This is a genomic window from Isoptericola sp. NPDC057191 (genome assembly GCF_042670225.1).
Classification (GTDB): domain Bacteria; phylum Actinomycetota; class Actinomycetes; order Actinomycetales; family Cellulomonadaceae; genus Isoptericola.
In genome coordinates, this window is sequence record NZ_JBHUWC010000012.1 from 15,511 (window position 1) to 34,596 (window position 19,086).

20 protein-coding genes are annotated in these 19,086 nt (G+C 74.5%); 9 read left to right on the plus strand and 11 right to left on the minus strand.

Translation table 11 applies throughout. From position 1 onward, the window contains the following. Positions 1-14: 14 nt before the first annotated feature. Complete coding sequence (locus tag ACFT55_RS03805; protein WP_380241641.1) at positions 15-917, minus strand: neutral zinc metallopeptidase; 903 nt, start codon at positions 915-917, stop codon at positions 15-17. A 129-nt stretch (positions 918-1,046) separates the two neighbouring features. Here ACFT55_RS03805 and ACFT55_RS03810 point away from each other — a divergent pair, with 129 nt between their 5' ends. Further along, on the plus strand, positions 1,047-1,757 hold the full coding sequence (locus tag ACFT55_RS03810; protein WP_380241643.1) for a Type 1 glutamine amidotransferase-like domain-containing protein: 711 nt from the start codon (positions 1,047-1,049) through the stop codon (positions 1,755-1,757). A gap of 79 nt (positions 1,758-1,836) precedes the next feature. On the opposite strand, the gene ACFT55_RS03815 is transcribed toward ACFT55_RS03810, so the two are convergent. Next, positions 1,837-3,345 carry a DUF2809 domain-containing protein gene (locus ACFT55_RS03815; RefSeq protein ID WP_380241645.1) on the minus strand — a complete coding sequence of 503 codons (1,509 nt, stop codon included), beginning with the start codon at positions 3,343-3,345 and terminating at the stop codon, positions 1,837-1,839. A 172-nt stretch (positions 3,346-3,517) separates the two neighbouring features. Between ACFT55_RS03815 and ACFT55_RS03820 the strand changes: the two genes are divergently transcribed. After that, positions 3,518-5,116 (plus strand): ABC-F family ATP-binding cassette domain-containing protein, encoded by a 1,599-nt coding sequence (locus ACFT55_RS03820; RefSeq protein ID WP_380241647.1) that lies wholly within the window; start codon positions 3,518-3,520, stop codon positions 5,114-5,116. On the opposite strand, the gene ACFT55_RS03825 is transcribed toward ACFT55_RS03820, so the two are convergent. The 3 genes from ACFT55_RS03825 to ACFT55_RS03835 are packed head-to-tail and all read right to left on the minus strand — an operon-like array spanning position 5,089 to position 6,883. Next, positions 5,089-6,120: an SURF1 family protein gene (locus ACFT55_RS03825; protein ID WP_380241649.1), complete on the minus strand. Its 1,032-nt coding sequence runs from the start codon at positions 6,118-6,120 to the stop codon at positions 5,089-5,091. The two genes, ACFT55_RS03820 and ACFT55_RS03825, sit on opposite strands and share 28 nt — an antisense overlap. Continuing rightward, positions 6,117-6,353: a hypothetical protein gene (locus ACFT55_RS03830; RefSeq protein ID WP_380241651.1), complete on the minus strand. Its 237-nt coding sequence runs from the start codon at positions 6,351-6,353 to the stop codon at positions 6,117-6,119. Before ACFT55_RS03830 ends, ACFT55_RS03825 begins: the two co-directional genes overlap by 4 nt. Then, positions 6,353-6,883, minus strand: coding sequence for a DUF3099 domain-containing protein (locus tag ACFT55_RS03835; protein ID WP_380241652.1), 531 nt, complete (start codon positions 6,881-6,883; stop codon positions 6,353-6,355). The genes ACFT55_RS03830 and ACFT55_RS03835 overlap by 1 nt, the downstream gene beginning before the upstream one ends. 255 nt (positions 6,884-7,138) lie before the next feature. Between ACFT55_RS03835 and fabG the strand changes: the two genes are divergently transcribed. The 3 genes from fabG to ACFT55_RS03850 all read left to right on the plus strand — a co-directional run bounded on the left by fabG (position 7,139) and on the right by ACFT55_RS03850 (position 9,346). After that, entirely contained in the window at positions 7,139-7,900 is a 762-nt protein-coding gene (gene fabG, locus ACFT55_RS03840) for a 3-oxoacyl-ACP reductase FabG (protein WP_380241654.1), read from the plus strand. A gap of 80 nt (positions 7,901-7,980) precedes the next feature. After that, positions 7,981-8,745, plus strand: coding sequence for an enoyl-ACP reductase FabI (gene fabI, locus ACFT55_RS03845; protein ID WP_380241657.1), 765 nt, complete (start codon positions 7,981-7,983; stop codon positions 8,743-8,745). Between the two features lie 49 nt (positions 8,746-8,794). Next, positions 8,795-9,346 carry a SixA phosphatase family protein gene (locus ACFT55_RS03850; RefSeq protein WP_380241659.1) on the plus strand — a complete coding sequence of 184 codons (552 nt, stop codon included), beginning with the start codon at positions 8,795-8,797 and terminating at the stop codon, positions 9,344-9,346. Positions 9,347-9,385: 39 nt separating this feature from the next. Here the strand turns inward: ACFT55_RS03850 and ACFT55_RS03855 are convergent, their stop codons facing one another. From ACFT55_RS03855 to glgC, 5 genes are all read right to left on the minus strand, one after another. After that, entirely contained in the window at positions 9,386-9,928 is a 543-nt protein-coding gene (locus ACFT55_RS03855) for a cysteine hydrolase family protein (protein ID WP_380241661.1), read from the minus strand. Next, positions 9,925-11,349, minus strand: a complete 1,425-nt coding sequence (locus tag ACFT55_RS03860) for a purine-cytosine permease family protein (RefSeq protein WP_380241663.1) — start codon at positions 11,347-11,349, stop codon at positions 9,925-9,927. The genes ACFT55_RS03855 and ACFT55_RS03860 overlap by 4 nt, the downstream gene beginning before the upstream one ends. 51 nt (positions 11,350-11,400) lie before the next feature. Continuing rightward, positions 11,401-12,060 carry a hypothetical protein gene (locus ACFT55_RS03865; protein WP_380241665.1) on the minus strand — a complete coding sequence of 220 codons (660 nt, stop codon included), beginning with the start codon at positions 12,058-12,060 and terminating at the stop codon, positions 11,401-11,403. A 137-nt stretch (positions 12,061-12,197) separates the two neighbouring features. Continuing rightward, a complete protein-coding gene (serB, locus tag ACFT55_RS03870; RefSeq protein ID WP_380241668.1) occupies positions 12,198-12,911 on the minus strand; it encodes a phosphoserine phosphatase SerB in 714 nt (237 codons plus the stop codon). After that, positions 12,904-14,148 carry a glucose-1-phosphate adenylyltransferase gene (gene glgC / locus ACFT55_RS03875; RefSeq protein ID WP_380241670.1) on the minus strand — a complete coding sequence of 415 codons (1,245 nt, stop codon included), beginning with the start codon at positions 14,146-14,148 and terminating at the stop codon, positions 12,904-12,906. Before glgC ends, serB begins: the two co-directional genes overlap by 8 nt. A 65-nt stretch (positions 14,149-14,213) precedes the next feature. On the opposite strand from glgC, the gene glgA reads away from it, so the two are divergent. Next, positions 14,214-15,491, plus strand: coding sequence for a glycogen synthase (gene glgA, locus ACFT55_RS03880; RefSeq protein ID WP_380241672.1), 1,278 nt, complete (start codon positions 14,214-14,216; stop codon positions 15,489-15,491). A gap of 36 nt (positions 15,492-15,527) precedes the next feature. On the opposite strand, the gene ACFT55_RS03885 is transcribed toward glgA, so the two are convergent. Then, a complete protein-coding gene (locus tag ACFT55_RS03885) occupies positions 15,528-16,295 on the minus strand; it encodes a hypothetical protein (protein ID WP_380241674.1) in 768 nt (255 codons plus the stop codon). Positions 16,296-16,369: 74 nt separating this feature from the next. Here ACFT55_RS03885 and ACFT55_RS03890 point away from each other — a divergent pair, with 74 nt between their 5' ends. The 3 genes from ACFT55_RS03890 to ACFT55_RS03900 all read left to right on the plus strand — a co-directional run bounded on the left by ACFT55_RS03890 (position 16,370) and on the right by ACFT55_RS03900 (position 19,008). Then, positions 16,370-17,167 carry an ABC transporter ATP-binding protein gene (locus ACFT55_RS03890; RefSeq protein ID WP_380241676.1) on the plus strand — a complete coding sequence of 266 codons (798 nt, stop codon included), beginning with the start codon at positions 16,370-16,372 and terminating at the stop codon, positions 17,165-17,167. Between the two features lie 95 nt (positions 17,168-17,262). After that, positions 17,263-17,742, plus strand: a complete 480-nt coding sequence (locus ACFT55_RS03895) for an NfeD family protein (RefSeq protein WP_380241678.1) — start codon at positions 17,263-17,265, stop codon at positions 17,740-17,742. 75 nt (positions 17,743-17,817) lie between these two features. Next, the gene (locus tag ACFT55_RS03900) at positions 17,818-19,008 is read left to right on the plus strand and encodes an SPFH domain-containing protein (protein ID WP_380241690.1); all 1,191 of its coding nucleotides are present in this window, start codon (positions 17,818-17,820) and stop codon (positions 19,006-19,008) included. Positions 19,009-19,086 lie beyond the last annotated feature (78 nt).

Here is a 19,086-nt window from a genome sequence, read left to right on the forward strand (position 1 = left end):
CAGCCCGGGAGCGCTCAGAGCCGCCGCGCGGACAGGGTGTCGCAGTCGCGCAGCGTGCCGCCGTCGTACCCCACGCTGAACCAGCGCACCCGCTGTTCCGACGTGCCGTGGGTGAACCCTTCCGGACTGATGCGGCCGGTCGCCTGCTGCTGGATGTGGTCGTCCCCGACGGCGGCCGCGGCGTCGAGCGCCTGGTGCAGCTGGTCCTGCGAGATCGGGTCGAGGAACGTGACCCCCGTGTCCGGGTCGACCTCGGTCGCGGCAGATCCCGCCCACATCCCCGCCAGGCAGTCCGCCATCAGCTCGATCCGCACCGAGTCGGACTCCGGGCCGCTGCCGCCCCGGTCGGCGGCGTCCATCGCGCCGGTGAGCTGTTCGACGTGGTGGCCCACCTCGTGCGCCACGACGTACTCCTCGGCGAGCGGCCCGCCCTCGGCGCCGAACTGGGCGCTGAGCTGGTCGAAGAAGGACACGTCCACGTAGACCGTCTGGTCGGGCGGGCAGTAGAACGGACCGGTCGCGCTCGACGCCGAGCCGCAGCCCGTCGCCGTCGACCCGGAGAAGCTCACGACCTCCGGCAACGTGTACCGGACGCCCGCCTGGGCGGGCAGGACCGTGTCCCAGTACGCGTCCAGGGACTGGACGGTGGCCGAGAGCCGGCACTCGCGGTCGGTGTTCGCCTGCTGGGCCGTGCAGTCGTCGACGTACTGCTCCTGGCCCGCCCCGACGGGCGCACCCGCGTCGCCCTCCGCGCCGCCCAGGGCGTCCGTGAGCTGCCCCAGGTCCCCGCCGCCGAGGAGGACGGCCAGCAGCGCGACCACGACCGCGCCGATCCCGCCGCCGACGGCGACGCCCCGGCCTCGCCCACCCTTGCGGACGCGTCCGCCCTCGAACTGTCCGCCGTCGTTGAAGGTCACGAGCACACGGTAGGGCGGTGGGCGGTAGGTCGCTCGCGGGTGGGCCCGCGGCCGCGCCCTGGTGGACCTGCTGGGAAGGACGCGGGAAAGGACGGGCGCCCCGTGCGTCGCGCTGGCTAGGGTGCGGCCATGAACGGCACGGTGCTCACCCTCGGCGGCGGCGGCTTCTCGATGTCGGACGACGGCTCCTCGGCCCTCGACGACCACCTTCTCGACCTCACGGGCAAGGCCACCCCGAGAGTGTGCTTCGTCCCGACGGCGAGCGGCGACGACGCCGGGTACGCCCGCCGGTTCGAGGCGGCGTTCGCGGGTCGGGCCAGGACGTCGGTCCTGTCGCTCTTCTGCCGCGAGCCGTGGGGGTACACCGACCCGCACGTGCTGCTGGAGCAGGACGTCGTGTACGTCGGCGGGGGCTCGACCGCGAACCTCCTCGACGTCTGGCGGCGCCACGGCCTGCCGGAGCTGCTCGCGCGGGCGGCCGCGCAGGGGACGGTGCTCGCGGGGATCAGCGCGGGCATGAACTGCTGGTTCGAGGCCTCCTCGACCGACTCGTTCGGGCCGCTCGCGCCCCTGGAGGACGGGCTCGGCCTGCTGCCCGGCAGCGCCTGCCCGCACTACCTGGGGGAGGCCGACCGGCGCGAGGCCTACCTGGGCTGGGTCGCGTCGGGGGCGCTCCCGGCCGGGTACGCGGTGGACGAGTACGCCGCCGTCCGGTTCGTCGACGGCGTGGCCGTCGACGCCGTGTGCGAGCGCCCCGGACGGCCCGTGTTCCGGGTGGAGCGCGACGGCGCCGGCGCCACGGAGATCCCGCTGGACGTCCGCTCCCTGCCCGGGACCTGACCCCGCCCCACGCTGTGAGCGGGCGTCTGGCCCCGCGTCCCGGCGTGTCGCGGGCGTGTCTCCCGCTCACACCCTCGGGTCAGGAGCCGTAGCCGACGGGGGTCTTCTCGGACTGCCAGTGCCACGGCTCCGGCAGGCGGCCGTCCGGCTCCGCCCAGTCGGGGTGGGTCCAGCCGAACCGCCCGGCGTTCTTCTTCAGCCAGGCGTAGGCGGGGCTGTCGAAGCCGGCGGGTCCCATGCTCAGGTCGACCGCGGTGCCCAGGCCGTGGTTCGAGCAGCCCGGGGGCGCGGCCAGGGGGTTCGGGTGCTCCGGGTCGTACACCGCGACCTGCTGCGCGTGGCTGCGGTAGGCGGAGTTCACCGTCAGGTGCGTGCCGAACTCGGCCCGGTAGGCGTCGTCGAGGGCGACGAGGCCGTCGAGGACGTCGGACCGCACGCGGTAGCCCGAGGCCCACGGGATCTCCGCGAGCCGGTCGTCGGCGAGACGGCCGGTCTCCGGGAACCACACCTGGTCCGGCTCGGGGCACACGACGGCGTCCTGCGCGGTCAGGAGGTCGGTCGTCGCCCGGCCGAGGTCGTCGCGGCTCGCGCCGAGAGAGGCGGCGGCCGCCTCCACGGCGGGCGCGCCGGCCGCTCCGACCGAGTCGAGCGCCTCGTCGGACGTCGCAGCCAGCGCGTCCTGCGCGGTGGCCAGGGCGTCGTCGGCGCTGGTCCGGACCGCGTCGCCGGCCCCTTGACCGTCCGCCGCGAGCCTCGCGGCGGCCGACAGGATCTGCTCGGCCCGACGGGTCACGGGGGCGAGGGACTCGCGGGCCTCGGTGACCTGGGCGCGCGCATGCTCGAGGCGGGAGCGCTGCACCGCCTCGGCGTCGCGGGCGAGCTCGGCACGCAGCGTGTCCGCGTCGCCGGGGCGGCGCTCGAGCAGCGGCGTGGCCCCCAGCAGGGCCTCGGCCCGGTCGATCGACGCGGCCAGGGCGGGCCGGACGGTGTCGTCTGCCACCCGGTCGGCCGAGTCGTCGAGGGTCTCCTGCGCGACGGCGACCTCGGTGGTCAGCGCGCTCGCCTCGTCGTGCAGCACCCACGCGAGGGCGCCGCCCGCGGCGCCGAGCAGCAGGACCACGACGACGGGCACGACGACCCTGGCGCGCCGACTGCGGCGGTCCGGCGGGGCGCTCACGTGCCGCAGCCTGCCGTCGACCCGGGCGGGCCGGGACGCGACCAGGGCGACGACGGCCCCGCCGGCCGCGGCCCCGGCGGCGTACCAGGCGAGGTCGGTGGGGACGAACGTCGTACCGAGCACGAAGCGGGCCACCGGGACGCGCGCCACGATCTCGGCGGGCACGCCCGTCGCCTGCGCCAGCTCGACCGCGCCGCACAGGACGAGGCCGACGAGGGCCGCGACGGCGGGCTTCGTGCGGGGCCGCACCAGGGCGACGAGGAGCACCACGAGCGTCGCGTAGAGGGCGTCGCCGACCGGGCCGCCGACAGCAGCGGGCAGCAGCAGCCGGGCGCCGAGGCCGAGGAGCACCACGAGGAGCGCGAGCAGCGCGGACGCGGTCCGCGGGACCGCCGTCACCGGTGTGCTCACCGGACGGGGCCGCGTGCGCGGGCGCGCGCGTCCACCGGGAGCGCGTCGGGGAGGGTCACGCGCACACCTTAGCGTCGGCCGGGGCGGGTGTGACGGGCGTCCTCGTGGCGAGGCTGTCCCGGCCCGTAGACTGGCACCGCCCCCCACCGTACCGACGAAGGACACCCCTGCCTTGATCACCGCCCACGGCGTCGAGCTGCGCTTCGGCGCCCGGACCCTGCTGCACGAGGCGACGTTCCGCATCGCCCCGGGCGACCGCATCGGCCTCGTCGGCCGCAACGGGGCGGGCAAGACGACGCTCACCAAGACGCTCGCGGGGGAGACCCTGCCCACGAGCGGACAGATCACCCGGGGCACCGACATCGGCTACCTGCCGCAGGACCCGCGCACGGGCGACCTCGACGTCGTCGCGATGGACCGCGTCCTGAGCGCGCGAGGGCTGGACCACATCGTGTCGCAGATGCGCGAGACCGAAGGCCTCATGGCGTCGGCCGACGTCGAGACCCAGACGGCGGCGCTCGAGCGGTACCCGAAGCTCGAGGCGCGCTTCCTCGCCGCGGGCGGGTACGCCGCCGAGTCGGAGGCGCACCGCATCACCAGCAACCTGGGGCTCGACGACCGCGTGCTCGCGCAGCCCCTGAACACCCTCTCCGGCGGTCAGCGCCGCCGGATCGAGCTCGCCCGGATCCTCTTCTCCGGCGTCGACACGCTGCTGCTGGACGAGCCGACGAACCACCTGGACGCCGACTCGATCGCGTGGCTGCGCGACTACCTCAAGACGTACAGCGGCGGGTTCGTCGTGATCAGCCACGACGTCGACCTGCTGCGCGCCACGGTCAACAAGGTGTTCCACCTGGACGCGAACCGCGGCGAGCTCGACCAGTACAACCTCGGCTGGGACGCCTACCTGGAGCAGCGGGAGCAGGACGAGCGCCGCCGCCGTCGCGAGCGCGCCAACGCCGAGAAGAAGGCCGGCGCCCTCGTCGCCCAGGCCGAGAAGATGCGCGCCAAGGCCACCAAGGCCACCGCCGCGCAGAACATGATGAAGCGCGCCGAGCGCATGCTCTCGGGCGTCGAGGGCGAGCGACGCGCCGACAAGGTCGCGCACCTGCGGTTCCCGAAGCCGGCGCCCTGCGGCCGCACGCCGCTGACCGCCACCGAGCTGTCCAAGAGCTACGGCTCGCAGGAGGTCTTCGCCGGTGTCGACCTCGCGATCGACCGCGGCTCCCGCGTCGTCATCCTCGGCCTCAACGGCGCGGGCAAGACCACGCTGCTGCGCATCCTCGGCGGGGTCGAGGAGCCCGACACCGGACGCGTCGTCCCGGGGCACGGCCTGAAGATCGGGTACTACGCCCAGGAGCACGACACCCTGGACATGGACGTCACCGTGGTCGAGAACCTGCGGCACGCCGCGCCCGACCTCACCGACACGCAGGTGCGCTCGGTGCTCGGGTCGTTCCTCTTCAGCGGGGACGACGCCGACAAGCCGACCAGCGTGCTGTCCGGCGGGGAGAAGACGCGGCTGGCGCTCGCCACGCTGGTGGTCTCCAGCGCGAACGTCCTGCTGCTCGACGAGCCGACGAACAACCTGGACCCCGCCTCCCGCGCGGAGATCCTCGGCGCGCTCGACACGTACGAGGGCGCCGTCGTCATGGTGACCCACGACGACGGCGCGGTCGAGGCGCTCAACCCGGAGCGCGTCCTGCTGCTGCCGGACGGCGACGAGGACCTGTGGTCGGCGGACTACGCGGAGCTCGTGTCCCTCGCCTGACGGGCGGTGTCGCCCTGCGCGGCGTCCTTCTGCGCGGTGTCCTTCCGCTCGGCGGCGTCGAGCAGGGCGTCCTCGTAGTCCTCGTCCACGCGCCGCCGTCGCGGGCCCCAGGGGCCGGCAGGGCCGGCAGGGCCACCTCGGCCGGACCCGTCCGGGTCCGGCCCGTCCTGCGCGGCCAGGAGGTCGCCGGCGGTGACGCGCACGGGCTGGGTCTCACGGCGCCAGAGCACGACGTACCCGCCGAGCGCGCCGAGCGCGAAGATGCACCACTGCACGGTGTAGCTCAGGTGCGAGCCCGGGTCGGTGTCCGGCTCCGGCAGCGCGCCGAGGGCCGTCGCGGGTGCGGGGTCCTCGCTGCGCAGCTGCCCGTAGCCGCCGACCGTCGCCCCGTCGGCCCAGCCTGCGCCGTCCTGCCCGGCGGCGAGCACCTGGGCGGTGTTGATGGCCTGCACCTGCCCGGGGGGCGTGCCCCGCGTGGAGGTGGGCTCGTCGGGGCGCATGGTCATCGTCACCTCGACCGGGCCGCTCGGCGGGTCGGGGACGGAGGACGGGTTGCCCGCGTCCTCGCCCAGGGGCACGAAGCCGCGGTCGACGACGAGGACCAGCGGGCGGCCGTCGGCGCCGGAGGTCTCGAACGGCACCAGGACGTGGAAGCCCGGCTGGCCGCCGACGGGCCGGTTGCGCAGCAGCACGGTGTCCTCGGGCCGGTACGTGCCGGTGGCCACCGCGGGGCGCCACTCGTCGTGCGCGGGCAGCACGGCGCCCGGTTCGGGCAGGAGGTCCTCGAGCGGGGCCGGGGTGGCGGCGTAGTTGGTCTCGACCAGCTCGATCTGGGCCTCGCGCCAGGTGTACCGGTGCCACTGCCAGACGGCGGCGAGGATGCACAGCGCCGCGAGCAGCACGGCGCCGAGGCCGAGGGTGATCCACTGCCTGCGCGTGCGCGGGGCGGCGGGTGCGGGCAGGTCGGCGGAGCGGCCCGACGAGGGCGCGGGGGAGGCGGTCACGCGCGGTCGAGCTCCACGACCGGGACCGTCTGCTTCCAGAAGGAGCGTGCCCCGAGGAACTGCTCGAGGTGCTCGCGGTGGTCGTCGCACGCCAGCCAGACCTTGCGGCGCTCGGGCGTGTGCAGCCGCGGGTTGTTCCACAGCAGGCCCCACGCGGCGTCCGCGCGGCAGCCCTTGGCGGAGCAGACCAGCTCGCCTGCCACCGCGTCGGCCCCGGTCCCGAGCACGTCCATCAGCGGTCTCCTCCACGGTTCTCGTCGGTGCGGCCGCCCGCGCCGTCCCGGTCGCCCGCGTCGTCCTGGGTGTGCGCGTCGTCCTGGGTGTCCCGGTCGTCACCGTCGTCGTCCTGGTGCTCCACGACGCGGTGACCGCTGTCGAACGACCCCGGCCCGGCAGGGTCGTGCCGGTCAGGTGCCGGGAGCGGTCCCGGGAGCTCCGCGGGCGGGACGTCGGACACGGGCGACGTGTCGTACGAGACGCGGTCGCGCCCGGCGTTGGCGAACAGCACGGCCGAGTACGGCAGCACGACGGCGGCGGCGACGAGCACCAGGCGCACCCAGAGCTCGTCCACGAGGACGGCGCCGATGAAGCAGACGATCCGGATGCCCATCTGCACCAGGTAGCGCCGGGTGCGGCGCGCCTGGTCCTCCTCCAGCGGCTCCGGGGCGCTGGTGATGGAGGGGACCTCGGCACCGCGGTCCCCGCCGTGCCGGTGGTTCCCGGAGGGGCGCGGACCCGGCGGGGTCGCGCGGGCATTGCTCACCCGGCCAGTCTACGGCGGGCCCGCGGCCGCCCCGGACGGGTCGGCACGGCGGTCGCCTTGTAGGGATCCGACAAACGGCCGCGAGGACCTGTGACGCGCCGCGACCCTGCGGGAGCGCCGCGTCGGGGTACCGTCACCAGGGCGTCGGCCGCCGCACCCGCCGTGCGGCAGCGCCCGTCGTCCCACCTGCACCTCGTCCCACCAGCACCCCACCAGCACCGACCGCGACCACGAGCACACCGCCGAGGAGACCCCGTGACCGACGCCCCCGCCTCCCAGCCCACCCCGGCGCCCGCCGCCGGCGCCGGTCCCACGGGCCGGGTCGTCGTCGTCACCGGCGCCGCGCGCGGCATCGGCCGCACGATCGCCGAGCACTTCGTCGCGGCCGGTGACACCGTCGCGACGCTCTACCGCGGCGGCGACCTCCCCGCCGGCGTGCACGGCTACGTCGCGGACGTCACGGACTCCGCCGCCGTGGACGCGGCCTTCTCCGCCGTCGAGAGCGAGCTGGGCCCCGTCGAGGTCCTCGTCGCCAACGCGGGCGTCACGCGCGACCAGCTCCTCATGCGCATGAGCGACGAAGAGTTTGAGACCGTCCTCGACGTCAACCTCACCGGCACCTTCCGCTGCGTGCGCCGGGCGTCCAAGGGCATGATCCGTGCGCGCAAGGGCCGCATCGTGCTGGTCGGGTCGGTCGTCGGCCTGTACGGCGGCCCCGGGCAGGTCAACTACTCGTCGTCCAAGGCCGCGCTCGTCGGCATGGCGCGGTCGATCACCCGCGAGCTCGGCGGCCGCGGCATCACGGCGAACGTCGTCGCGCCGGGCTTCGTCGAGACGGACATGACCGCGGCGCTGCCCGAGGCCACCCAGAAGCAGTACAAGGCGAGCATCCCCGCGGGCCGGTTCGCCTCGACCGACGAGGTGGCAGGCGTCGTCGGCTTCCTCGCGTCCGACGCCGCGGCGTACGTCTCCGGGGCCGTCATCCCCGTCGACGGCGGCCTCGGCATGGGGCACTGACGCACCGAGACCACCGGCGGGCCCGGGCCCGTCGCGCATCACCCGCTCCGCTCCACCCCCCGCACAACCGGAAGGTCATCATGGCTCTGCTCGACGGCAAGAAGCTCCTCGTCACGGGCGTCCTCACGGACAGCTCGATCGCGTTCCACGCCGCCCGCCTCGCCCAGGAGGAGGGCGCCGAGGTGGTGCTCACCTCCTTCGGCCGCCAGATGAAGCTCACGCAGGCCTTCGCCAAGCGGCTGCCGGTCGCGGCGCCCGTGGTCGAGCTCGACGTCACGAGCGACGAGGACCTCGCGGCGCTCCCGGAGCGCGTGCGCGAGCACGTCGACGGCATCGACGGCGTCGTGCACTCGATCGGCTTCGCCCCGCAGTCGGTCATGGGCGGCAACTTCCTCGCGGCCGAGTGGGGCGACGTCGCCACGGCGCTCCAGGTCTCCACCTACTCCTACAAGTCGCTGATCGAGGCGGCGCGGCCGCTGATGTCGGGCGGCGCCTACGTGGGGCTCACGTTCGACGCCTCGTTCGCCTGGCCGGTCTACGACTGGATGGGCGTCGCGAAGGCCGGGCTGGAGTCCGCGAACCGCTACCTGGCCCGTGACCTCGGGCCGCACGGCATCCGGTGTAATCTCGTCTCCGCCGGGCCCATCCGCACCACGGCCGCGAAGTCCATCCCGGGGTTCGCGACCATGGAGGACGCCTGGCCGCAGCGCGCCCCGCTGGGTTGGGACCAGACGACGGCGGAGCCTGCTGCGCGCGCCGTCGTGGCGCTTCTCTCGGACTGGTTCCCTGCCACGACGGGTGAGATCGTCCACGTCGACGGTGGTGTGCACGCGATGGGTCAGTGACGGGTCCGGTCCCGGAGCGACCCCCGGACCGACCTGTGAGACGGAGCGCATGAGAGCGGTAACGCAGGCCGACCACGAGGCGCCGACCCGGCGTCTCGTGCTGCTGCGGCACGCGAAGGCGGAGCCCGGCAGGGGCGCGCTGTCGGACGAGCAGCGGCCGCTCGCGCTGAACGGGCGCAAGCAGGCGAGCCGGGTGGGCATGGCCCTGACGGCGGCGGGTCTCGTGCCGCAGGTCGCGCTCGTGTCGTCCGCGCTGCGCACCAGGCAGACCTGGGACCTGGCCTCCGCCCACCTGTCGGGCTCGTCGGCCACCGTCCTCGAGGTGCGCGACGAGCTCTACGAGGCGAGCGTGCGCGACGTCCTCGGTCTCCTGCGGGAGGTGGAGGACTCCACACGGACCGTCCTCGTCGTCGGGCACGAGCCGACCATGGCCGCGACGGCGGCGTACCTCGCCGCCGAAGGGTCCGAGCCGGCGGCGCTCGCCCAGGTGCGGGTGGGCGTCCCGACGGCCACCTACTCCGTGCTGGAGTCCGCCGAGCTGTCGTGGGCGGACTGGGGCCGCAGCACGTCGCGGCTCGTGCACGTGGGCCGCCCCTCCTGACCGTCCCAGGGGCGGGCGCTGCCGCCGCCCGCCGTTCTCTCAGAGGTCGCCCAGCACCTCGTCGACCGAGGTGACCTCCACGAGCGGGGCGTACAGCCGCATCGCGGCCAGCGCCCGCTCGTGGTCCGCGGGGCTCGCGCCGGCGCACGCGTCGGCCACCACCCGCACCCGCCGCCCGGCGTCCGCGGCAGGCAGCACGGTCGACAGCACGCAGCAGTCGGTGGACACGCCCGCCACCACCAGTTCCCCGGCACCCCCGGTCGCCGCGTCGAGCTCCGGCCCCCACTTGCCGAACGTCGTCGCGGTGACGACGGGCGCGCCCGCCGGGTCGAGGCCGTCGGCGAACGCGTACAGAGGGTCGTCGTCCGGCACCAGGGCGAAGGGCCATTGCGCGAAGTACTCCTGCCACGCGCCGGCGGGTGCCGCGGGTGCCACGTAGCGGGTCCACACGGTGCGCCCGTCGAACGCGGGCAGGAGCCGCCGCACGCCCGCGGCCGCGGCGGGGAAGTCCGCCGACGCCCAGGGGCTGCCGGGTCGCCCGAAGACCGTCTGCATGTCGACGACGACCAGCGCTGCGGTCATGCGGCCTCCTGCCGGCGGACGGTGCGCGCGGTGAGCAAGAACGTCCCGAGCAGCCCCAGGGCGAGGGCCGCCAGCACGCCGAGATTGGCTCCCGCCCACTGCCCGTCGCGGCCGCCGAGCCCCAGGGGACCCAGCAGGTAGCCCTGCCACGACAGCCACCCCGCGTAGGAGTTGGTCACGAGGCCCCACCCGAGCACGGTGCCGCCCACCACGAGGAGCACCGCGGACCACCGCACGCTCCCGTACCGCCCCCGGCGGTCGCCCAGCTCGGCGTCGGCGTAGTCGCGACGGCGCAGCGCGATGTCGGCGAGGAGCACACCGCACCAGGCGGCGACGGGGACGCCGAGGGTGATGAGGAACCCCTGGAACGGCCCGAAGAAGTCGTCGGCGACGAAGACGACGTAGACGGCGCCGAGCACCATCAGCACCCCGTCGATCGCGGCGGCGACCCAGCGGGGCGCGGGCAGGCCGAGGGACAGGAGGGCGAGGCCGGAGGAGTAGATGTCGAGCGCGGCGCCGCCGATGAGCCCCGCCAGGGCGACGACGATGAACGGGACGAGGAACCACTCGGGGAGCAGCACGGCGAGCGCGCCGATGGGGTCCGCGCCGATCGCGTCGGCGAGCGCGGGGTCCGAGCCGGCGAGCAGCAGGCCCGCCACCAGGAGCAGCACGGGCGGCAGGGACGCGCCGAAGGTCGTCCAGCCGACGACGCCCGGTCCGGACGACGTGCGGGGCAGGTAGCGCGAGTAGTCGGCGGCCATGTTGACCCAGCCGAGCCCGAACCCCGTCATCATGAAGACGAGCCCGCCGATCACCTGCGGCGCCTGACCGGGCGGGATCGCCGCCACCGTCGCCCAGTCGACGTGGCCCGCCACGAGCACCACGTACACCACGGTGAGCACCGCGGTGAGGACGGTGATGATCTGCTGGAGCCGCATCACGAGCTGGAAGCCGAAGATGCCCGCCGTGACCACGACGAGCGCCACGACGGCCAGCGTGACGACCTGCGTCACCGTGCCGCCGCCCCACCCGAGCGTGGTGAGCACCGTGGCGGTGGCGAGCGTCGCGAGCGCGACCAGGACGGTCTCCCAGCCCACGGTGAGGATCCAGGAGAGCAGGGACGGCAGGCGGTTGCCGTCCACGCCGAAGGCGGCGCGGCTGAGCACCATGGTGGGGGCGGAGCCGCGCCGTCCGGCCAACGAGATGAACCCGCAGCACAGGAACGACACCACGATGCCGACGAACCCCACGACGACGGCCTGCCAGAAGGACACCCCGAACGCCAGCAGGTACGCGCCGTAACCGAGGCCGAGCACGGACACGTTCGCCGCGAACCACGGCCAGAACAGGTCGCGCGGGCGCCCGTGCCGCTCGGACTCGTCGATGGTGTTCAGAGCGTTGGTCTCGACCGTCGTCGCCATGGGTCCGATCCTGGCCCTGCCGGCCGTCTGGCGCTACGGCTGGTGAGGGTGTCAGCCGGGGGGAGCCAGCAGGGCCGCGAACCCTCCGAGCAGCGCGAGCGCCGCGAGCGCGCCGCAGACGAGCCCGACCCGCAGCCGGGCCAGGGCGTGGGCGGCGTGGAGGGTCGTCTCGATGAACGCGGACTCGGCGTCGACGTCGACCAGGATCTTGGGCAGACCGGCGGCAGCCCACCCGGTGTACGCGACCGCCTGCACCGCGAGGACGAGTGCCGCCCAGGTGCACAGGTAGAGGCCGAGCCCCATCCCTTGCGGCCCCTGCGGCAGGCTGGGCTTGACGAGGAGGACGGCACCGAAGACGGCGAGCAGCGCGGCGAAGATCGTCCGCCACTTCTCCGCCGTCTCCTGGGTCCGGCGCAGGAACGAGCGCCGGAGCTGGGCGGCCTGCTCGTCCCACGACGGCCGCTCGTCCGCCCAGGTGAAGGCCGACAGCTCCGACGCCGGACGCTTCCACCTCTTCTGCCACGAGATCTGCGGGTAGGGCCATGTCGTATCCGACCGGACCATGATCGTGAACCCCGGGGTGGGGCGCGGGCGGCCCAGCTTGTCCAGGACCTGGTTGGCGACGCAGTGGCCCGCCACCCACTGGACCCCGTACACGATCGCGAGGACCGCGAGGGCGCCGGCGACCGACCACCATCCGACGTCGGACATCCGCGTCCTCCTCCCGCCTGGGTCGATGGTGCCAGCGGCGGCGGGTCTCCGCCCGGGCGACGGGCGGGGGTGGGGAGCGCGGGGGCCGGGCGCCGGCCCGTCCGCCGAGGGGCGCGCCGTGCTAGGGGTTCACCGTGCTAGGGGCGCACCGTGCGGGGGGCGCGTCCCGCGGCGGCGTCGACCTCGTCGATGACGTCGAGCACGGCGTCGAGGCGGGGCCCGTCCACGCTGAACGGCGCCTGCGCGCGCACGACCGGCTTGGCCGCGAACGCGATGCCGATGCCCGCGGCGCCGATCATGTCGAGGTCGTTCGCGCCGTCGCCCACCGCCACGGTGTCGACCATCCGCAGGCCGCACTCGTCGGCCCACCGGCGCAGCGTGGCTGCCTTGTCGGCCCGGTCCACGACCGGTCCGACGGTGCGGCCGGTGAGGACGCCGTCGGCGACCTCCAGGCGGTTCGCCCGCCAGCGCTCGATGCCGAGGGCGGCGGCGATCGGGCCGAGGATCTCGGCGAAGCCGCCGGAGACGAGGCCGAACTCCCAGCCGCGGCGGTGCACCTCGCTGACGAGGTCGGCGGCGCCCGGCGTGAGCACCACGGCCTCGCGCACCGCCGTCAGGGCCTCCACGGGGACGCCGCGCAGGGTGGCGACCCGCTCGCGCAGGGAGCCGGCGAAGTCCAGCTCGCCCCGCATGGCGCGCTCGGTCACCTCGGCGACCTGCGCGCGCGTGCCGGCGTGGTCGGCGAGCATCTCGATGACCTCGGCGGTGATGAACGTCGAGTCGACGTCGGTCACGACCAGGCGGGGACGGACCCGCTCGGCAGGAGCGGTGCGGGGATCGGGGTCAAGCAACGACGGTGCCCTTCGGGACGACGGTGATCCCCGACGCGGAGATGGTGAAGCCGCGGGCCCGGTCCTCCTCGTGGTCGACGCCGACCCGGGCTCGCTCGCTCACCACCACGTTCTTGTCGAGGATGGCGCGGTGGACCTGGGCGTGCCGCTCCACCTGGACGTTGTCCATCAGGACCGCGTCGGTCACGGTGGCCCACGAGTGCAGGTACGCGCCCGGGGAGAGGATGGACCCTGCGACCGTCGCGCCGGAGATGAGGACACCAGGCGAGACGATCGAGTCGGCGGCGTGGCCCAGGCGGCCCGGCCCCGCGTGCACGAACTTGGCGGGCGGGAGCCCCGTGTACCCGGTGAGCAGCGGCCAGTCCTGGTTGTACAGGTTGAACACGGGCTGGACGGCGATGAGATCCGTGTTCGCCTCGAAGTAGGCGTCGATGGTGCCGACGTCGCGCCAGTAGTCGCGGTCGCGCTCGGTGGAGCCCGGGATCTCGTTGCGGATGAAGTCGTAGACGCCGGCGGTACCGTCGCGCACGAACGCGGGGATGATGTCGCCGCCCATGTCGTGCCGGGAGTCCGGGTCGGCCGAGTCCTTCGTGACCGCCTCGACGAGCGCGTCGGCGTCGAACACGTAGTTGCCCATCGAGGCGAGCACCTCGGTGGGGGAGTCGGGCAGGCCCACGGGGCTCTCGGGCTTCTCGAGGAACTCCCTGATGCGCGTCGGGTCCTCGCGGTCCACCTCGATGACACCGAACTGGTCGGCCATCGCGATGGGCTGCCGGATGGCCGCCACCGTGGCGCGCGCCCCGGACGCCACGTGCGACTCGACCATCTGGGAGAAGTCCATCCGGTACACGTGGTCGGCACCGACCACGACCACGATGTCGGGACGTTCGTCGTCGATGATGTTGAGGCACTGGTAGATCGCGTCGGCCGAGCCGAGGTACCAGTGCTTGCCCACCCGCTGCTGCGCGGGCACGGACGACACGTAGTTGCCCAGCAGCGAGGACATCCGCCAGGTCTTGGAGATGTGCCGGTCCAGGGAGTGCGACTTGTACTGGGTGAGCACGACGACGCGCAGGTAGCGCGAGTTGATGATGTTGGACAGCGCGAAGTCCACGAGCCGGTAGATCCCTCCGAAGGGGACCGCCGGCTTGGCACGGTGCGCGGTGAGGGGCATGAGCCGCTTGCCCTCGCCGCCGGCGAGGACGATCGCGAGCACGCGGGGCTGGGTCGACGCCATGCCCCGACCCTAGGGCGTCGTGGGCCACCGCGCCTGCGACCCGCCCGCACCGCTAGGTTGGCGGCGTGAGCACGCCGCAGAGCAGTCCTTTCCGGGTCGACCTCCTGACCCGCGAGTACCCGCCGCACGTGTACGGCGGCGCGGGGGTCCACGTCGAGGAGCTGTCCGCCGTGCTGCGCCGGCACGTCGACGTGCGGGTGCGCTGCTTCGACGGCCCGCGCGCGGACGACGACGCGGCCGGGGTGACGGGCTACGGCGTGCCGGCCGAGCTCGCCGGCGCCAACCCCGCCCTCGGCACGTTCGGTGTCGACCTCGCGATGGCGCAGGACGCCGCGGGCGCCGACGTGCTGCACTCCCACACCTGGTACGCGAACCTCGCGGGTCACCTGGGCGGGCTGCTGCACGGCGTGCCCCACGTCGTGACCGCGCACTCCCTCGAGCCGCTGCGGCCGTGGAAGGCGGAGCAGCTCGGCGGCGGGTACGCGCTGTCGTCGTGGGCGGAGCGCTCCGCGTACCTGGGCGCCGCGGGGGTGATCGCGGTGTCGGCGGGCATGCGCGCCGACATCCTGCGCGTGTACCCCGAGCTCGACCCGGCGCGGGTGCACGTGGTGCACAACGGGATCGACCTGGCCGGTTGGCGCCGGCCCGCCGACGACGACCCGCAGACGGACCGTGTGGTGCGCGACCTCGGCATCGACCCCGACCGCCCGGCCGTCGTCTTCGTGGGCCGCATCACCCGGCAGAAGGGGCTGCCGTTCCTGCTGCGCGCGGCCGCCCGCCTGCCGCGCGAGGTGCAGCTGGTGCTGTGCGCCGGAGCCCCGGACACCGCGGAGCTGATGGACGAGGTGCGCGGCCTGGTCGCCGACCTGCGCCGCGCGCGGGGCGGCACGGGCGAGGCCGGCCCGGGTGGGGCCGGCGCCGAGGCCGGCGTGGTCTGGATCGAGCAGATGCTGCCGCGCCCCGACCTGGTCGCCGTGCTCGCGGCCAGCACCGTCTTCGTATGCCCCTCCGTGTACGAGCCGCTCGGCATCGTCAACCTCGAGGCGATGGCCGTGGGCCTGCCCGTGGTCGGCACGGCGACGGGCGGCATCCCCGAGGTGGTCGACGACGGCGTGACGGGCGCCCTCGTGCCGATCGAGCAGGCCGACGACGGCACGGGGACGCCGCTGGACCCCGAGCGGTTCGTCGCCGACCTGGCCGCGGCGCTCGGGCGGGTGCTGGACGACCCGGCACGCGCCGCCGAGATGGGTGCCGCAGGTCGGCGCCGGGCGGAGGAGCTCTTCTCGTGGCAGGCCGTCGCGGAGCGCACGCTCGACGTGTACCGGGGCGTGCTGGCTGGCTGAGCGGCCGGCTGAGCGGCCGGCTGCGCGACCGACCCGTCAGCGCACGACGCCGTAGGTCGCGGCGGCGAGCGCGCGACGTGCGGTGCGCTCCACCTCTCGCAGGGCGGTCGAACGCTGGTCGGACTGCCACACGTTGACGGCGCCGCCGTCGTCGACGGTCGCCAGGTCGACGATCGCCAGCAGTCGGGTGGCGAGCTGCAGCACCCGCGCTCGCCTGCCGTCGAGAGCGGGCACCGGCCACCCGTCGGTGCTGCCCCCGCGCAGGCGCTCGATCGCGTCGGCCGCGTCGTCGCGCCAGCGCGCCACGTCGAGCGCGTCGAGCGCGTCCGTGGCCGTGACGAGGCTGGTGCGCAGCTCGCGCTCCGCGTCCGCCAAGGAGCCCAGCGTGCCGGCCACCCGGGTGGACCACGAGGGCACGGGGCGCACCTGCCACGCCACGAGGTGGCCCGGTTCGAACGAGCTCCCGAACGTCGTCACGGCGGGCACCGCGGCCCACGACCCGGCCCCGGTGGTGACCATCACGCACTCCCCGGCGTCGGTGGCCTCGGCGCTCACCGTGGCGGGCACGCCGCCCAGGTCGCCCGGGGCGGGCAGGAGGGCGCAGACCTCGCGCGGCCCGTCGAGCCACGCGGTGACGAGGTCGCGCAGGTCGGCGTCGTCCTCGCGGCCCGGCATCCCCACCACGCCGTGCGGCTCGTCGTCGCCCTGCACGCTGCGCACCACGACGCCGGGTGCCGCCCCCACGGTCTGCAGCCAGAGCGCGAGGACGACGCTGCGCGGCAGTGCGTCGGGGGAGGTCTCCACGGCCTCACACTAGACGTCCGCCCCGTCGGGACGCAGGGCGGTCCGGCGTCCCGGCTCGGGTAGGGTCGGGCCTCATGAGCGCGGTTCTCGACCTGCAGGGCGTCACCGTTCGACGCGGTACCACCACCATCCTCGACGCCGTGGACTGGCAGGTGAACGAGGGCGAGCGCTGGGTGGTCCTCGGGCCCAACGGGGCCGGCAAGACGACGATGCTCCAGATCCTCGCGGCCCGCTCGCACCCGACGGCCGGGACCGCGGAGCTCCTGGGGGAGCGGCTGGGACGCGTGGACGTCTTCGAGCTGCGTCCCCGGATCGGCTTCGCCTCCGCGGCGCTCGCGGACCGCATCCCCGGCCACGAGACGGTGCGCGACGTGGTGCTCACGGCCGCCTACGGCGTCACCGGCCGGTGGCAGGAGACGTACGAGGAGTTCGACGAGCAGCGTGCCAAGGACCTGCTCGCGGCGTTCGACGTCGCGGACCTGTCGGACCGGTACTACGGGACGCTGTCCGAGGGGGAGCGCAAGCGGGTCCAGATCGCGCGCGCGCTCATGACGGACCCGGAGATCCTCCTGCTCGACGAGCCGGCCGCCGGGCTGGACCTCGCCGGGCGCGAGGAGCTGGTGAGCGCCCTGTCCGAGCTGGCGGCGGACCCTGCCTCGCCCGTCCTGGTGCTCGTCACGCACCACGTCGAGGAGATCCCGCCGGGCTTCACGCACCTGCTGCTCATGCGCCAGGGCGGGATCCAGGCCGCCGGGCCGATCCACGAGGTGCTCACCGCGGACAACCTCTCGCAGGCTTTCGGGACGCCGCTGATGGTGGCCCACGGGGGCGGTCGTTGGCTCGCGCGGGCGGCCCGCCCGGCCGGTCGCTGACCGTTCCCCAGCGCCGGGGGAAACTTGGTAAAGTCTGAGCAAAACCCTGTGGCCGTGACACTCCGGTCCCGGCGCAGGGCCTGGCGGAGGTGACCATGGATTCCTGGCTGTGGTGGGTCGGTGCGGCACTCGTGCTGGCCGCCATCGAGATGTTCTCCCTCGACCTCGTGTTCATCATGCTCGCCGGGGGCGCTGTCGCCGGCGCCGTCACGGCGGCCGCGGGCGGCCCGGTCTGGCTGCAGTTCGTGGTGGCGTGCGTGTTCGCGCTGCTGCTCGTGCTCCTGCTGCGCCCGTTCCTGCTCCAGCACCTCAAGCAGCGCGTGCCGCTCCAGGAGACCAACGTCGCGGCCCACGTCGGGCGTCCGGCCGTCGCGCTGAGCGAGGTGACCGAGGCCGGCGGCCGGGTCAAGCTGGCCGGCGAGGTCTGGAGCGCCCGGCTCGTCGACGACGGCGTGCCGGACTCGTCCGGGCGGGTGCCCGCGGGCGCCGAGCTGCGGGTCGTGCGGATCGAGGGCGCGACCGCCGTCGTCGAACCCGTCCCGTCGTCGCGCTCCCAGCCCGAGCACAGCGCCTGACGGAGCCGCCCTGCGGTCGCGTACCACCCTGCCGGGGCTGCCGGCAGTCCTGTTCGACGTCGACAGAAAGGGACCATCGTGTCCGACCCCTCCGCCGGCACCATCGTGCTGTGGATCGTGATTCTCGCGCTCGTGATCTTCGTGGTCGTGGCGCTGTTCAAGATGGTGCGGGTGGTGCCGCAGGCCACGGCGCTCATCATCGAGCGCCTCGGCCGCTACCGGCACACGTTCGAGCCGGGCCTGCACTGGCTGGTGCCGTTCATCGACCGCGTGCGCGCGGGCGTCGACCTGCGCGAGCAGGTCGTCTCCTTCCCGCCGCAGCCGGTGATCACGAGCGACAACCTCGTGGTGAGCATCGACACGGTCGTGTACTTCCAGGTGACCGAGCCGAAGTCCGCCGTCTACGAGATCGCGAACTACATCACGGCCATCGAGCAGCTCACCGTCACCACGCTGCGCAACGTCGTCGGCTCGATGGACCTCGAGCAGACCCTCACCAGCCGGGACCAGATCAACGGCCAGCTGCGCGGGGTGCTCGACGAGGCCACCGGCCGCTGGGGCGTCCGCGTCAACCGCGTCGAGCTCAAGTCGATCGACCCGCCCGCGAGCGTGCAGGGCGCGATGGAGCAGCAGATGCGCGCCGAGCGTGACCGCCGCGCCACGATCCTCACCGCGGAGGGTGTCAAGCAGTCGCAGATCCTCACCGCGGAGGGCGAGAAGCAGTCCCAGATCCTGCGGGCCGAGGGCAACGCCCAGGCGGCGATCCTCACCGCCGAGGGTGAGGCGCGGGCGATCCTGCAGGTCTTCGACGCCATCCACCAGGGCGACGCCGACCCGAAGCTGCTCGCGTACCAGTACCTGCAGATGCTGCCGCAGATCGCCAACGGCAACGCCTCGAAGCTGTGGGTCGTGCCGACGGAGTTCACGGCCGCGCTCGGCTCGATCGCGCAGGGCTTCGGCGGCGTCCCGGGCACGCCCGGCATCCCCGCCCCGCCGTCGGACGACGAGGGCGAGCGCACGCCGCGCCCGCGCACCGCGTTCGGCGAGACCGCGCTGACCGACCCGGGCGAGGCCCTCGCCGAGGCGCGCCGCCAGGCCGAGGCCGCGACGGCCGACGCCACCAGCGCGGGCACCCGTTCGGGCGCGCCCTTCGACCCCTCGGCCGAGCGCGGTCAGCGTCCTGCCGGCGGTCCGGCGACGCCCCCGGTGCCCGGCACCCAGCCCCGCCCGCTCGGCGGCGAGCCGGCGGACCCCGAGCAGCAGTAGTCGTCACGCTGCCTGACCGGACCCCGTCACCCCTCGTGGGTGGCGGGGTCCGTCGTCCCCGCAGATCCGGTTCCTGTC

What these genes read in the sequence shown, in the direction of transcription:
- ACFT55_RS03860 (WP_380241663.1), bottom strand. Translation starts at nt 11,349, where the DNA reads ATGGCGACGACGGTCGAGACCAACGCTCTGAACACCATCGACGAGTCC.
- ACFT55_RS03830 (WP_380241651.1), bottom strand. Translation starts at nt 6,353, where the DNA reads ATGGACGTGCTCGGGACCGGGGCCGACGCGGTGGCAGGCGAGCTGGTC.
- fabI (WP_380241657.1), top strand. Translation starts at nt 7,981, where the DNA reads ATGGCTCTGCTCGACGGCAAGAAGCTCCTCGTCACGGGCGTCCTCACG.
- ACFT55_RS03865 (WP_380241665.1), bottom strand. Translation starts at nt 12,060, where the DNA reads ATGTCCGACGTCGGATGGTGGTCGGTCGCCGGCGCCCTCGCGGTCCTC.
- ACFT55_RS03810 (WP_380241643.1), top strand. Translation starts at nt 1,047, where the DNA reads ATGAACGGCACGGTGCTCACCCTCGGCGGCGGCGGCTTCTCGATGTCG.
- ACFT55_RS03850 (WP_380241659.1), top strand. Translation starts at nt 8,795, where the DNA reads ATGAGAGCGGTAACGCAGGCCGACCACGAGGCGCCGACCCGGCGTCTC.
- ACFT55_RS03855 (WP_380241661.1), bottom strand. Translation starts at nt 9,928, where the DNA reads ATGACCGCAGCGCTGGTCGTCGTCGACATGCAGACGGTCTTCGGGCGA.
- ACFT55_RS03895 (WP_380241678.1), top strand. Translation starts at nt 17,263, where the DNA reads ATGGATTCCTGGCTGTGGTGGGTCGGTGCGGCACTCGTGCTGGCCGCC.
- ACFT55_RS03890 (WP_380241676.1), top strand. Translation starts at nt 16,370, where the DNA reads ATGAGCGCGGTTCTCGACCTGCAGGGCGTCACCGTTCGACGCGGTACC.
- glgC (WP_380241670.1), bottom strand. Translation starts at nt 14,148, where the DNA reads ATGGCGTCGACCCAGCCCCGCGTGCTCGCGATCGTCCTCGCCGGCGGC.